Genomic DNA, 13,806 nt, shown 5'->3' with positions numbered 1-13,806 from the left:
TTGGGTTTATGACTTTTTAAAAATGATCAATATATCACCAGTTCATCCACGAAGATAAACCCTCGTTGCACGTTCGGAGCTAAAACTCTGATGTACCTAGCTTGCTTTCCTTCCAAAGATCCTTTGAAGTCTTTAACCACTTTTTCCTTTTCAGTGACTGGAATATCATGGTCAATTTTCAGTGCTGTTTCAAAATTTTCACCATCATCAGATATAGAAACTTCCAGATAGTCTGGCATAAATACGCCTGGTCCTGCTGCTTGCATAAAGCTGGCCGAGATAGCGTTTAGCCTAGTTTTCTCGCCCATATCTATGGTCACTTCAAAGTCATTCGTGAAGCCTTGCCAAATACCGTCATTATAGGATTCTCCACCTCGGTAGCCATCCGTCATGCTGCCTGCATCTCCTGCTGGATAGGATTTGTTCCAAGGTTTGTGGTATTGCACTGGTTTGCCGATAGCCTGATGATAATCCACTTGCTTGCGAAGAACAGGTTCGGTGATTTTTCCATCCTGAAAAACTGCTGCAACGATAGAAGCACTTTCTTTTACAAAAAACTCACCTTTGTATAGATTTGAAGCGCGAGTTGGCTCAGATCCGTCCGTGGTATAGTAGATGGTGGGTTGGCTGATTTCGCTTTCAAGTGTGATTCCAATTTGCTTTGCTTCTGTGTCCACGTTCATAAATGGAATAAGCTTCGTAGTCGGATTGTACTCGTATTTTACACCGAGCTGTTCAAGTCGGGGAAGCTGTTTTTGGAGGCGGGTTTTAAAAGAATCCCAGTCTTGAGCTTCTTCACTGGACCAAGCTCTTTCTGCGAGAGCCAGTACATTTGGGAAAAGCATCGCATCAGCAAGCGCTTCGGAAGGAATAGTCTCAGTCCATAGACAAGCTTGAATTCCTGTTATTTTATGTCTTAATTCCTCTGGAAATTTGGAACCTACTAAAGGCTTATTGTAAATATCGAAGAGCTTGGAGTTTGGAGAAGAAAAGTAAAAAGGATCTCCAGGGGCTAAAATCACTTCATTTCCATTCTGAACAGCTTTGTCAGGAACCTCAGCAACCCAGTTTCTCCAGTACATTACTTTTAGTTCAGAGTCAATTCCACCAGCCATCGCATCGTCCCAGACTACTACTTCTTTACCGTTTTGCTGAAGGAAGTTAGAAACTCTGTTTACAAAATAGGATTGCAACTCATTCACGTTTTGCATGCCGTTTTCCTTCATGAATTGCTGGGCAGCGGCAGATTCTTCCCAAGTCTTTTTCTCTACTTCATCGGCTCCGATATGGATGTATTTCGAAGGAAAAATGTCCATTACTTCTGTCAGTACATTTTCTACAAACGTATAAACCTCTTCATTGACAGGACAAAGTGGGGTAGAAAACAAGTCTCCCCAAGCAGCTTCACCATTGCAGGCAAGTTCTGGGTATATCGCAATAGCAGCCATCATATGACCAGGCATATCGATCTCAGGAATGATCTCCACGTGTCTTGATTGGGCATAGTTCACCAACTCCCGAAGCTCCTCTTGAGTATAAAAACCGCCATATTGGAGTTTTCCATCGCGTTCCTCCAGGTGTTTTGATTCCAAAGCAAACCTGGGGTCTTCGATTGCTTTGTCCATGCAAATAGAATCCTGATCGTTGAATGTTCTCCATGCGCCTTGCGCTGTCAGTTCCGGATATTTTTTAATTTCTATTCTCCAGCCCTGGTCATCTGTCAGGTGTAGGTGAAGTTTATTTAGCTTGTACAAAGACAAAAGGTCCACGTATCGCCGGAGATAATCCATGGAGAAAAAGTGTCTGGACACATCTAGGTGCATTGCCCGCCAATCATAAAGAGGTTGGTCCCGAATAGTTAATGCAGGGAGTTTGATTTCATCAGTTGAGTCGCCCGATTCCATACTTGGTGGAAGCAATTGTCTCAGCGTGATCATTCCGTAAAATATGCCTTCGGGAGTTCCAGCTTCCAAAAGAACTTTATCTGAAGAGATCGATAAGTGATAAGATTCTGGGTTTTGACTGCTTGAGGATTTTCTGATTTCCACCACATTTTTCCTGGATTCATTAGAAAGCTTTTCGCCAAGGGCCTGTATCATCATGGCTTGAAGAAATTCAACCTCAGCTGAAAACTCTCCCTCATCTTGAACGATTAACTGAGTGCTGGAATTTAGGGTAAAGCTGCCCCTTCCTGTTTCTATCTGGGATGGGTAAGGAACTATTGAGATTTCAGTAGGTTCAGGGTTGTTACAGGATGCAAATGCCAAAAGGATGGCAGCGTAAAAAGCGATATATTTCAAGACGATTTATTCTAGTTGAATATCAAAGGTAAAGTTGATTTGTAAAAAGGTGAAACCGATGTTCAAATAGCTCAAAACATTGGATAAGAAAAATTCTTAAACGGTATAAAAAAAAGTAAGGCTCTTGATACTCTTCGTTGAGTACCTCTCAGGATCGCTATCGCGGAGCCAAGTGTACTACACAAAAACTCTTATACCAATAAAAAGAAAAAGTCTAACTTTATACCATGATTACTCCACAACAAGAAAATATTATTAGGAAGATAACCCACAGAGTTCGTCCTACCTTAGTTGGTATTTTCGGTTCCTATGCACGTGGGGAAGAAAATGAAAGCAGCGACCTTGATATTCTCATTGACTTTGAAATGAAAGTGGATCTACTAGAGCTGATCGGTATGGAACAAGAGCTATCTGAACTTTTAGGGATTAAGGTGGATTTGATTTCATTAAGATCTGTTAATAGGTCCTTAAAGCCATATATAGAATCAGATTTAATCAGAATTATATGATCAAAGATCCTGTAATCTATCTTGAACATATCAGTGCCTGTATTCAAAAAATTGAAGAATATACAAAAGAATTTAATGAGGAAAGCTTTCTGCAGAACAGTCTAATTCAAGACGCAGTAATCAGAAACTTTGAAATAATCGGAGAAGCTACTAAAAAACTGGACATTGATTTTCGGATTAAATACCCGGAAATCGAATGGAAAAAGATCGCAGGAATGAGAGATAAGCTGATCCATGATTATATAGGGGTTGATTTGTGGGCAGTCTGGGCTGTGGTAGAAAACATAGTTCCGAACCTCAAGCAACAAATAGGAAATATTTTGGAAAAAGAATCCTAGGGTAGGTAGCAATAAACTCTAGGAGTGAATGCTACAATTGCCTGCTCTCGAGGCTTATACCAAAAAGGGTAGGTGGCTTTTTAACGTTCAGTAAAATGTAAGCCCTCCATAACCACCTGAATCTGCATGAGGAGATCAGCTTCGCCATTAAAATTTGAAGACTTAACAGATGCAATTGCTCAATTCATTGAGCAGAATAACCTTATTTTAAAATCCATCCAAGAAACTAGTTTTTAAAAGGGAGCAATGAGGGAATATTGACACTGAGTAGAATTTGTGAGCTTCTGGAGCTGAAAAAACAGACTATCTATAGTTATGTGTCTAAAAAACAGGTTCCACACCATATGAAGGGTGGTAAACTTTACTTTTTCAAAAAAAAGAAATTGCCGACTGGATAGAAACTGAAAACAAAGTCAGATTAGCGGATGAAATTAAGTTTAATCCGAAAAGGAAATTTGAAAATCGAAAATTCAAGAAGCTTTGAGAATTGGTAGCTGATAACCTATTGATTCTTAAATGTATGAGTTGTTAAAAATCTGTTTATCGACTTATGATTTAACATTTTGCAATTTTTTTGCAAATAAAAAAGCCACTTACAATTTTTAATCGTAAGTGGCTAATTATAAGCTCCTCCTCAAGGACTTGAACCTTGGACCCTCTGATTAACAGTCAGATGCTCTAACCAACTGAGCTAAGGAGGAATTTTGTGTTTCATTCGGAGCTTCTTCCGAATTGGTGATGCAAATGTAGGAGGCTATTCCATTTATTCCAAACTACAATCAGGAAAAACTGTATGTTTTTATATTGTACGTAGTTTTTGTATTCAAAATCAGAGACTTAATTTTCGAGTTTTTTATAGCTTTTTTTCAAAAGATGTGGCAAGCAGGCTATGAAGAGTTCTTTTTTGACCAAAAGAAACTTGAATTGGAAACGTAAATCTTACTTCTGGTCCTTCACACTGAACTTCCGCGTCATGACCTTCACATACTTGGTATTGCGGAAGCGTAGAGCTGACCAGTCTTCATTGATGGCAACTTGGCGAACCCCTTCGTAATCAAACTCTCCTAAATACTTCCAGCCTGAATCTCTGTTTATTTTAGCTTTATAGCGTTTGGAAGTTCCCTTGGGGTAGGCTAGCCAAATCTGTTCATCTTCCTGAGCAAGAGCCTGCATCTCGGTGAAGTAATTCTTCACTTCATCTTCTGACTGGACAAAAGCCAGCAGAAAATCTGGCTTTACGGCAGGTAGAATCAAACCATCTTTTTTCCAAGCATTTATCAATTGCTCAAGGTCGGTGGGGCAGTTCCAGACTTGGATATTCATGCCCTTTTTCCAGGTCATTTTCTTTAGTAGTGGGTCCATTTATTACCTATCAATTATTCCTTAAACATAAAAATAACCTGTCTCAGCTAGTTTTGATTGCTAGGCTACAAGTCATTTTCTTTACTTTTAGATTTACTTTAAAACCAACCTATGAAAATGCCTTTAGGAATAATCATTTTATTTTTTTCATTTTCCTGTGTCAATGCACAGGAAGAGACAATTGCTAGTTTTGGAGAAGGGGTTCCAATCGCCACACTAAAAGATAATGGCTTGGATGAGATTTCAGGTTTGGCTGTGAGTCGAGTGCTGCCAGGTGTGATGTACGTCCACAATGATAGCGGAGGAGAGGCCGCAGTTTATTTACTGGATACGCTGGGTAACAATCTAGGTACAATAGAATTTCTAGACACCCAAAACAGAGACTGGGAAGATATTGCTGTAGGGCCGGGTGAAGATTCCAAATCCTACATTTATGTCGGAGAGATCGGCGACAACAATGCTGTCCACGATGAAGTGGTTGTTTATCGGGTTCCAGAGCCAAACGACAGTAATTCTACGATTGGTATAGTTCCACAAAAGACCGTTTTAAAATATCCAGGAGGGGCTAGAGATGCGGAATCTCTGATGGTTGACCCCATTTCAGGAGATATTTTCATAGTGTCCAAGCGGGATAGTGTAAATACACTTTATAGATTACCAGCTGAGAAATTTGGAACTCTTGAGGTAGAATTAGAGGAATTGATCAAACTACCATTTACTAGCGCTACCGGGGCTGATATTTCCGCTGATGGTAGCCAGATTCTGGTGAAGAATTATCTAGCTATTTACTATTGGCGGAGAAATGAAGGGGAGAGTATAGCTCAAGCCATGGGTAGAGCTCCACTTGAATTGCCTTATTCACCAGAACCCCAGGGAGAGGCAATAGGATTTGGACCTGATGGCAGAGTGTTCTACACCCTGAGTGAAAAACGATTCGATGTGGATCCCGTTCTTTATAAATACACCGCTAAAAAACCTTAATGCAAACTGCTTCTACTCTTCTGATGGTTCGTCCAGCTAATTTTGGTTTTAACCCAGAAACTGCTGAAAGTAACTTTTATCAACAATCAGATAATAGACCAGCTGCTGAAATCAATAGGCTAGCGCAACAAGAGTTTGATGGTTTTGTTGCCATGCTGAGGGATCAGGGAGTTCAAGTGATCGTGGAGGAGGATACTGCTGAGCCCGTTAAGCCTGATGCAGTTTTTCCAAACAATTGGTTTAGCACCCATGCTGATGGACGATTGATTTTATATCCTATGTATTCCCCGACGAGAAGACAGGAAAGGCGGAAGGATTTTGTGGAGGATTTGATGAAGCGTAAGTTTCAGGTGAATGAGATTATCGATTTAAGTTTTTTCGAAGATGATGGGCAGTATTTAGAGGGCACTGGAAGTATGGTGATGGATCATCAGGCTAAACTAATTTACGCTTGTTATTCAGAACGTACCCATCCCATTCCTCTGGACTATTTAGGGAAATTACTCGGTTACAAAGTGGTTGGTTTTCATGCCGTGCAAGAGTTCCAAGGGGTGTCTTCACCTATTTATCATACGAATGTAATGATGCACATAGGTACTGACTTGGCTGTAGTTTGTCTGGATAGTATTCCCAAAGCTTCTGAAAAGCAGGCCGTACAGAAAAGTTTAACCCAAGCCGGTAAAAAGGTAGTTCCAATCACGCCAAAGCAAAAGTTTAATTTTGCCGGGAATATGCTCGAAGTAGGAAATGATGGGGGTGAAAAATTCACGGTGATGTCTGAAACTGCGCTGGATTCCCTGAACGTGGGGCAAATTCAATTGATAGAAAAATACTCAACCATCATCAGCCCTTCTATTCCTACGATAGAAAAGCTAGGAGGAGGAAGTGCGCGCTGTATGATGGCTGAGATCTTTTTGCCTCTGGCAACTTAGTGAACTTGGATAAATCTTGGCCACCATGAGTGTCTCATTCACGGATTAGGATCCTGCTGGATCTACTCTTTTCTTTCGGACTAATTCAGGGGAATTGAGATCGATTTTTATTTCCTGAGATGTTGTGTTTGTTTTCTCCAAAGAAGTATTTAAGACAGGATCGACTAATTTTTTTCTGGCAGGCATGACTTACAGTGTTTGATGATGAAAAGAAATAAAAGCACTTGACTGTGTTTGAAATGCTTTTTTTGTTTGGTGAAAGTAATTTACTCCTTTTTTATAAGAAAAGTGCAATTTTTATCTTCTAATTACTTGTAGATCAAAAAGGTAAAGCGATGGTGAGGATGCAAAGTGCGGGAATTTTCTCAGGTTATTTTTTTGGAAGCTTAAATTCAGATAGGACTTCCTGGGACGCAGAGTTCTTGAAAGTGGTATTTAGATAAACAACAATCAGCCCACTTTCCACTTGGAGGTCATTGTACGTCAAAGCTTCCTCATTTCGCTTTACATTGATGCTGTCTATCATGGCAGGATTTATACTTGACAACAATTCTTCTCTTTTAGCAGCATCCAAATCACTTGGCATGAAAAGGCATTTGTTTCTATACTTAAGTAATAAAGGAACAGAAGATATATCGCGCTGCCTGCATATTAATTTAATTGTTACAGGTTCTTTAAATTCACTGGTAGAATCTGTTTCCTGTGCGAGTAAATTGAAATTAAAAAGTAAGATTGCAGTAATTGAAAAAAGATAAAGTTTCATCGGAGAAATCATTAGTTTGACTCGTAAAGTAACGTAATATTTCTTTTTGGGTTTTTGATTAAGTTACAAAAAAGCCGAAACTGCTAAAGTTTCGGCTTTTATCGACCTTTGAAATATTTACAATCTCAGTATTTAAATTCCAGTATAGTTGAAAGGTGAAATCACACTCAACTCCGCTTTTAACTCTTCTGAGATGGGAAGATTAGCTATAAATTCTGAAATTGACTTTTCTGTGATTTTTGTATTGGTTCTAGTCAAATCTTTCAGCGCTTCATAAGGTTTTGGGAATCCTTCTCTTCTTAGTACTGTCTGAATTGCTTCAGCTACAACCGCCCAGTTTTCTTCCAAATCAGCATGAATAGCTGCTTCATTCAATTCCAGTTTACCTAGTCCTTTTAATAAAGACTCAAAGGAAATTAGCATATGACCTAGCGGTACACCAATAATTCTCAATACCGTGCTATCAGTCAAGTCACGCTGTAGCCTAGAAACTGGAAGCTTGGCAGCCAAGTGCTCCAAAAGTGCATTGGCAATACCCAAATTCCCCTCAGCATTCTCGAAATCAATTGGATTGACTTTATGCGGCATAGCAGATGACCCGATTTCTCCGGCTTTGATCTTTTGCTTGAAGTAATTCATTGCTACATACTGCCACACGTCTTTAGACAGATCCAAAAGGATAGTATTGATTCTTTTTAGCCCATCAAAAACAGCTGCAAGATTGTCATAATGTTCGATCTGAGTCGTTGGATAGCTTCTTTCCAAACCCAAGTATTCCCCTACAAACTGGTAGGCAAACTCATTCCATTTGAATGATGGGTAAGCTACATGATGTGCATTCATATTGCCTGTAGCTCCGCCGAATTTGGCTGAGTAAGGGATATGGTGAAGTAATTCCAGTTGTTTTTTCAGTCTTACCACAAACACTTCGATTTCTTTGCCCAGGCGAGTAGGAGAGGCTGGCTGACCATGCGTTTTTGCAAGCATGGGAATGTCTTTCCACTCAGTTGCCAACACCTGAAGTCTCTCGATTACTGCATCCAACTGTGGCAAAATTACTTCATTCAATCCTTCCTTCAACATTAGCGGAGTAGCTGTGTTATTGATATCCTGTGAAGTCAGACCAAAGTGGATAAATTCTTTATACGGTTCTAACTCTAGCGCATCAAATTTCTCCTTCAAGAAATACTCCACCGCTTTCACGTCGTGGTTAGTGATTTTTTCAGTGGATTTGATCGTTTCCGCATCGTCCATAGAAAAGTCGGTGACAATCGATCGAAGGTTCTCAAAAAGACTTTTGTCGAAGTCTTTCAATTGAGGTAATGGAAGTTCGCAAAGTGCTATGAAATACTCTACTTCTACGTGGACTCTGTATTTGATCAGGGCAAATTCAGAAAAATAAGCTCTAAGTGGAGCTGTTTTGCCAGCATAGCGTCCATCTACAGAAGTCACCGCGGTCAATGCATTTAATTCCATCTCTTTTAATCAATTTGGTTTTAGGAAGCTGCAAAGTTAATTTTTTGAAGCCAAAACTTCGATTCTGAATCGTCTAATTCGGGAAATAACCTTCAATTAATTCGAACCAGTGAAGCATTATCTGAGTTATCATGATCAAATAATCACCCACAAGCCAGAATATTTGGCTTACAAGGTTATTTTTGCAACCGTTAAACAGATAAAAAGCTCAGATCAGGAATGTTCAATTTATTTAAGAAAAAGAAGGAAGAGGTAAAAGCTCCACAGTTTTTACCGCTAAAAGTGAGAGAGGTAGTAAAAGAAACCGAGGATACAGTAACCTTGTATTTTGAGCAGCCAGAGCCGTTTTTGGATTATAAGCCAGGTCAGTTTTTGACATTGGTGATGGAGTTTGAGGGCAAAGAACAACGTAGATCTTACAGCTTATGTACTTCGCCATATGTGGATCCTTTTCCGGGTATTTCTGTAAAACGTGTTCCAAATGGTAAGTTTTCCAACTTTTTAAATGAACGTGTTTTCCCAGGAAAAACAATTAACGTACTAAAGCCATTAGGGAATTTCACCACAGATTTTCACTCCAAAAACAAGAAGCACTTCTTTTTGGTAGCTGCTGGAAGCGGGATCACGCCTATTATGGGGATTTTGAAATCTGTCTTGGTAAATGAGCCGAATTCCAAAATCTCTCTTTTATACTGTAGTCGAAATGAGAAGCAAATTATCTTCAAAAAGGAATTAGATTCTTTGGTTGAGAAAAACGCTGATAGATTGGAAGTGATTCATAATTTGAGCCAACCAGGTGCGGCTTGGTCAGGCTTGTGTGGCAGATTGTCAAAGGAGACTATATTTGAATTTGTTCAAAAAGCAGAATCTGAGCCTGAGTTTGAAAAGGAATATTTTGCCTGTGGGCCTGAAGGAATCATGGATAACGTAGAAGAGGTTCTTGAGGGACTTGGCGTTGCCAGAGAAAAAATCCATCGCGAAAGCTTCTATTCCGCTGCTGCCGATAAAGCACATGAGGATGCTGCTCACGGGATTACAGGAGGATTATTGACTCGTGATGTGACTGTGATTTTGGAAGGAGAGGAGAGCATTGTGACTGTTTCGCCTGACAAAACTATTCTGGAAGCTGGTCTTTCTCAGGACCTAAATATGCCTTATAGCTGCCAAAGCGGACTTTGTACTGCTTGTAGAGGTAAATTACTAAGTGGTAAAGTGAAAATGGATGAGGATGCTGGCCTAAGCCCAAATGAAATTGAAGCGGGTTACGTGCTTTGCTGTGTGGGCCATCCACTTACAGATGATGTCAAAATCACCATTGAGTAATTTGGATAATAATAGCGAAACTCCAAGTCTGGAAAACCAAGAATTCAGGCGGGTTTACAAGAACCTGGATCAACTTATTTTGATCCTCTTAATCTTGGTTTTGCCACTTTTTGGGATGATCTATTTGTATCAATCCAGTGGAGAAATAACCTGGGATTTACCAGAATTGCCAATGGTTTTTGGGCAAATTTTGTCTGGTGCAGGAATCGGGCTTTTGTTAGCCCAGTACTTACTTTTTCGAAAGAAAATTAAGGCAGTTTTCCATACTGACGAGTTGCTGATGAAATTAAAGATATATGCAAGCGCTACTAGAGAGCGGTATTTGATACTTTTTGTGATCGCGTTAATATGCTCAGCTGGATTGCTCTTTTTTGGGTCGGCTATTTACAACGTGATATTTGCTGTGGCGCTTTTCTTTTTTTCTGTTGCCAAACCAACCCCAGAACGTATTACAAAGTTGCTGAAACTAAGTAAGGAAGATGCTGAGGTTATTAGGTTGGCGTCGAGACCGGAATGAGATTTAAGAGTTTAGATATAAGACCTAAGACTTGAGATATTAGAATCAAGATGTTAGAGCCAAGAAGTCAGAACCAGGAGTCAAGAGCCGAGAATCAAGAAATCAGAACCAAGAATTTAGCACAATAGTATGGGGTAAATGGAAGAAAGGTTAAGTGGCTAAGATTATAATCTTATGTGAGGGCTGAAAGCCCTATATATTTCAGCCCAGCTCGATAGGGCTGGGTTATTGATTTGCAGGATATTCCTAAAGCTCTGAAAGAGCGAAATCAATTATTTCCAGCGCACTCTGCGATACCCTCTGTGCCCCCCAGCGGTAAAAAAAACTCACAAAAAAAGCCAACCCAGATGGATTGGCCTTTTCGGATCATTATAGCTAATTAATTTTCTATGGAGATATTTCCTGAGGAGATGGATCCCTTCACCCATTCCGAAGCATCATTATCAATTTCCAGGTTTTTGCCTGTGTTTATTCCACCCACTCTTAGATTTCCTGAAGAAGCTCTGAGTGAGAAGTTATAGTCCTTCAAATCCGATGGAGTCTGGATTTTGAAATTCCCTGAAGTACCGTTGAAATTAGTATTTCCGCTTAGTCCGGCATTCGTAGCGCGGATATTTCCAGATGTGAATTTCATTGACCCTAAAGAACCAATGTTGCTCAACTTTGCATTTCCTGAAGTTAGTGCAACACTCAATTCTCCCTTAACTCTATCAGCTGTCAAAGAACCGCTGGTGGACTGATACTTTACACTACCGCCCACATTATTGATGTCTGCATTTCCCGAGGTCACGCCAGCGTCAATGTCTCCTGAGACTTTGTCAATATATAGGGATCCTGAACTCGCTTTGATAGCCAGATCACCTGAAATATTGGTTGCAGTGATTTTACCTGATGATACTCTCAGGTTTGTTTTATCACCAACTACTTTATCTACTGTCAAAGTGCCTGAGGAATTTTTCATATCCAGGTCAATATTCATTGGACCAGTGATTTTGATATAGCCTTTGTTTCGGTTATTACCCCAGGATGAATTGTTTGAGCCTTGCTCATAGGAGATTTTCAGTACATCGCCTACTGTCACAAAAATGATGTCTTGGTTTTCATTTGATGATTCAAGAAATGCTTCCACATTCACATCAGAATCTGAACCGCCCATATAAGTGACATCTAGCCAGCCACCACTTACTTCGACAGCTTTAATGTTTGAGTAGTTTTTATTGGCATCTACTAATACTTTCTGTGCAAAGCTGACAACTGAGATCAGCATCATGGCTACTGCCAAGCTTGATAATTTGAAGAATTTTTTCATAGTTAAGTTGTTTATCTGATAGTGACTCCGAAGCTGATTGCCTGTACTTCCGGGCCTAAATTTTCTTGGAAAAGATTGTTAAGATCGTAGTTAAAGAAAAGTGTAACATCACTTACTCCGATTTCTGCACGGGCTCCATATCGGAAGTTTTCCACGTACATGTTAGACTTCTCAAATTGCTTTTGCTTTTTGCCATTTTCATCGTCGTAAACAAATTTGCCACGACCGCCGATTCTTACGCCTGCATAGCCACCTAGTCCAAGTCGTAGTTTGTGGTTATTGGTAAGTAGGGTAGGGACTAAAGTGAAATTCAGGTAGGAAGCTGATATTTTAGATTTTGTACCTGTACCGGGTCCAGGGAATTCTACCCACTCTATACCGTCAGGGTTTTTTACTGCGATCAAACTTCTATCCTCCAGTTTGAAATTGTACCAGTTTACCCCGATAGAAGAATACAGATGGAAGTTTTGAGAGACTTTTGTAGTCCCCATCAAATTGATAGCATAGTACCAAGAACCCCAAGGCTTCACAGTCGGCATTTGGTCTGTGGGAGCGACTTGATTGATTCCAAGCTCGGTGTCTATTCCAGCAGTGAATCGGCTCTTTTTATGAATGTCGTTGATTTTTACTTCATCAGACTCTTCTATGTCTAGAATCCATTTTCCGTCTTCTTTTTGCTGGTAGGTCCAGGAATTACCGAAGACTTTGATGACCTTAGTTTTGGTGTAAATCACCGTGTCTGGTTCGCCCTGAGCAAAAGCTTGGCTTAAGGAGAAAACCAAAAATAATAGTGGTAGTAGTGTAGTTTTCATTTTTTTAAAGGTTTGACTAAAAATTCGTTTTTTAACTGTCAGGCTGAGCGAAGTCGAAGCCTATTCCGACCCGGATAGCTAGCTAGGAAGTTCAGTCTGACTCAATTATTGATGATGTAATTCCTTAAAATACTATTCCAAAAGTAATCGGGTTAAGCGCTGGACCTTTTCCTTCTTGGAACAATTCATTCAGGTCGTAAGTGGTGAAGAATTTAACTCTTCCTATTCCCAACTCGCCTCGGATACCATACCTGAAGTTTTGCAGATAGAGTCCTGTGTCTTGCTTGTCTTTACTACGACCTGATCCTCCCAGCTCTCTATAGACGTATTTGGATTGGCCACCCAATCTATATCCAGCATAGGGCCCTGCAGCTATTCTCACTCCTCTGCGTCCATTGTCATTCATTTTGCCAAAATCCAGTTCCAGCATCGTCATGGCAGTGATGTAGGAAGCAGAGATCTTGCTTTTGAATCCATCCACGTCATTACGTTGGATAAAGTCTATGGATTCATCGCCACGTATCGCTTGGAAATCTCTGTTTTCAAACTTGAAGTTGTAGAACTGGAATCCAAGACCGAAGTCCCAATAGAAGCCTTTGGAGATTCGCTGGGCGGCCATCCAATTGATTCCCACATTCCAGCTTCCCCAGCCTTTTACAGCATATGGTTTATCAGAGGTTGGAAATTTGCCGTCTTCCAGGTAGTTGTTTACCCCTAGATCAAGGTTGAAGTAAGTTCTAAAAGGTGGATCACTTCTTCTTTTTAGTCCCGGCTCAAAACGGACTTTTGTGTTTTCTCCGGTTTCATCAACCAGCAGACGCATATTTCCGATATATACTTCAGTCTCTGCTCCATCTTCAGTCACTTTTACAACTTGCTTGGATGAGCCATCTTTTTTCTTGATTTCTACGATAGTAGTTTCTCCACTTTCTTCATCTTCTTCCAGATCAAGTTCACGAATGATCTGATTGATATTCATCAGCTTCAGCTTTTCGAAGTCTTCCTTGCTTTCAACGATGATGACGATTCTTCCGGATTTCCCGAATTCTACAACTACACTGTCGCTTGCGACTTTGTGGTCTATCGATGGCATGGTTGCGGCAAATCCTAGTTGCACGATGGCCATCAAACAAAATAATAGGAGGTATTTCTTCATTTTTAGTTTCGATTAATGCTAGTTGGTG

Annotated in this window: 15 protein-coding genes and 1 tRNA gene; 7 read left to right on the top strand and 9 right to left on the bottom strand. The window is 40.1% G+C overall.

Features of this window, described 5'->3' with window-relative positions:
- Nucleotides 1-26: 26 nt before the first annotated feature.
- Nucleotides 27-2,300: a glycoside hydrolase family 20 protein gene (locus tag BM386_RS11130; RefSeq protein WP_091693881.1), complete on the bottom strand. Its 2,274-nt coding sequence runs from the start codon at nt 2,298-2,300 to the stop codon at nt 27-29.
- A 227-nt stretch (nt 2,301-2,527) separates the two neighbouring features.
- Here BM386_RS11130 and BM386_RS11125 point away from each other — a divergent pair, with 227 nt between their 5' ends.
- The 3 genes from BM386_RS11125 to BM386_RS24135 all read left to right on the top strand — a co-directional run bounded on the left by BM386_RS11125 (nt 2,528) and on the right by BM386_RS24135 (nt 3,545).
- On the top strand, nt 2,528-2,809 hold the full coding sequence (locus BM386_RS11125; RefSeq protein ID WP_091693879.1) for a nucleotidyltransferase family protein: 282 nt from the start codon (nt 2,528-2,530) through the stop codon (nt 2,807-2,809).
- Entirely contained in the window at nt 2,806-3,147 is a 342-nt protein-coding gene (locus tag BM386_RS11120; protein ID WP_211482902.1) for a HepT-like ribonuclease domain-containing protein, read from the top strand. The genes BM386_RS11125 and BM386_RS11120 overlap by 4 nt, the downstream gene beginning before the upstream one ends.
- A 257-nt stretch (nt 3,148-3,404) precedes the next feature.
- A complete protein-coding gene (locus tag BM386_RS24135; RefSeq protein ID WP_170857083.1) occupies nt 3,405-3,545 on the top strand; it encodes a helix-turn-helix domain-containing protein in 141 nt (46 codons plus the stop codon).
- A 229-nt stretch (nt 3,546-3,774) separates the two neighbouring features.
- Here the strand turns inward: BM386_RS24135 and BM386_RS11110 are convergent.
- Together BM386_RS11110 and BM386_RS11105 are read right to left on the bottom strand one after the other, a co-directional pair.
- Nucleotides 3,775-3,848: transfer RNA gene (locus BM386_RS11110), tRNA-Asn, on the bottom strand.
- A 238-nt stretch (nt 3,849-4,086) separates the two neighbouring features.
- Nucleotides 4,087-4,509: a hypothetical protein gene (locus BM386_RS11105; RefSeq protein WP_091693873.1), complete on the bottom strand. Its 423-nt coding sequence runs from the start codon at nt 4,507-4,509 to the stop codon at nt 4,087-4,089.
- 117 nt (nt 4,510-4,626) lie between these two features.
- Here BM386_RS11105 and BM386_RS11100 point away from each other — a divergent pair, with 117 nt between their 5' ends.
- Together BM386_RS11100 and ctlX are read left to right on the top strand one after the other, a co-directional pair.
- On the top strand, nt 4,627-5,490 hold the full coding sequence (locus BM386_RS11100; RefSeq protein ID WP_139235890.1) for a hypothetical protein: 864 nt from the start codon (nt 4,627-4,629) through the stop codon (nt 5,488-5,490).
- On the top strand, nt 5,490-6,422 hold the full coding sequence (ctlX, locus tag BM386_RS11095; protein WP_244545505.1) for a citrulline utilization hydrolase CtlX: 933 nt from the start codon (nt 5,490-5,492) through the stop codon (nt 6,420-6,422). Before BM386_RS11100 ends, ctlX begins: the two co-directional genes overlap by 1 nt.
- A gap of 45 nt (nt 6,423-6,467) precedes the next feature.
- Here ctlX and BM386_RS23645 read toward each other — a convergent pair whose 3' ends face one another.
- From BM386_RS23645 to purB, 3 genes are all read right to left on the bottom strand, one after another.
- Nucleotides 6,468-6,608: a hypothetical protein gene (locus BM386_RS23645; RefSeq protein ID WP_170857082.1), complete on the bottom strand. Its 141-nt coding sequence runs from the start codon at nt 6,606-6,608 to the stop codon at nt 6,468-6,470.
- A gap of 184 nt (nt 6,609-6,792) precedes the next feature.
- A complete protein-coding gene (locus BM386_RS11090) occupies nt 6,793-7,185 on the bottom strand; it encodes a hypothetical protein (protein WP_139235889.1) in 393 nt (130 codons plus the stop codon).
- A 132-nt stretch (nt 7,186-7,317) separates the two neighbouring features.
- On the bottom strand, nt 7,318-8,661 hold the full coding sequence (purB, locus tag BM386_RS11085; protein ID WP_091693865.1) for an adenylosuccinate lyase: 1,344 nt from the start codon (nt 8,659-8,661) through the stop codon (nt 7,318-7,320).
- A 219-nt stretch (nt 8,662-8,880) separates the two neighbouring features.
- Between purB and BM386_RS11080 the strand changes: the two genes are divergently transcribed.
- Complete coding sequence (locus BM386_RS11080; protein WP_091693863.1) at nt 8,881-9,984, top strand: ferredoxin--NADP reductase; 1,104 nt, start codon at nt 8,881-8,883, stop codon at nt 9,982-9,984.
- Nucleotides 9,962-10,501 (top strand): hypothetical protein, encoded by a 540-nt coding sequence (locus BM386_RS11075; RefSeq protein WP_091693860.1) that lies wholly within the window; start codon nt 9,962-9,964, stop codon nt 10,499-10,501. Before BM386_RS11080 ends, BM386_RS11075 begins: the two co-directional genes overlap by 23 nt.
- A gap of 379 nt (nt 10,502-10,880) precedes the next feature.
- Here the strand turns inward: BM386_RS11075 and BM386_RS11070 are convergent, their stop codons facing one another.
- From BM386_RS11070 to BM386_RS11060, 3 genes are all read right to left on the bottom strand, one after another.
- Nucleotides 10,881-11,810, bottom strand: coding sequence for a DUF4097 family beta strand repeat-containing protein (locus BM386_RS11070; RefSeq protein WP_091693858.1), 930 nt, complete (start codon nt 11,808-11,810; stop codon nt 10,881-10,883).
- Nucleotides 11,811-11,821: 11 nt separating this feature from the next.
- The gene (locus BM386_RS11065) at nt 11,822-12,622 is read right to left on the bottom strand and encodes a hypothetical protein (protein ID WP_091693855.1); all 801 of its coding nucleotides are present in this window, start codon (nt 12,620-12,622) and stop codon (nt 11,822-11,824) included.
- A 124-nt stretch (nt 12,623-12,746) separates the two neighbouring features.
- Nucleotides 12,747-13,778: an outer membrane beta-barrel protein gene (locus tag BM386_RS11060; protein WP_091693853.1), complete on the bottom strand. Its 1,032-nt coding sequence runs from the start codon at nt 13,776-13,778 to the stop codon at nt 12,747-12,749.
- Between the last annotated feature and the right edge of the window lie 28 nt (nt 13,779-13,806).

This window comes from Algoriphagus locisalis (assembly GCF_900116615.1).
In the GTDB taxonomy this organism is placed as follows: Bacteria; Bacteroidota; Bacteroidia; order Cytophagales; family Cyclobacteriaceae; genus Algoriphagus; species Algoriphagus locisalis.
This window is presented reverse-complemented; position numbering and strand designations above follow the sequence as displayed.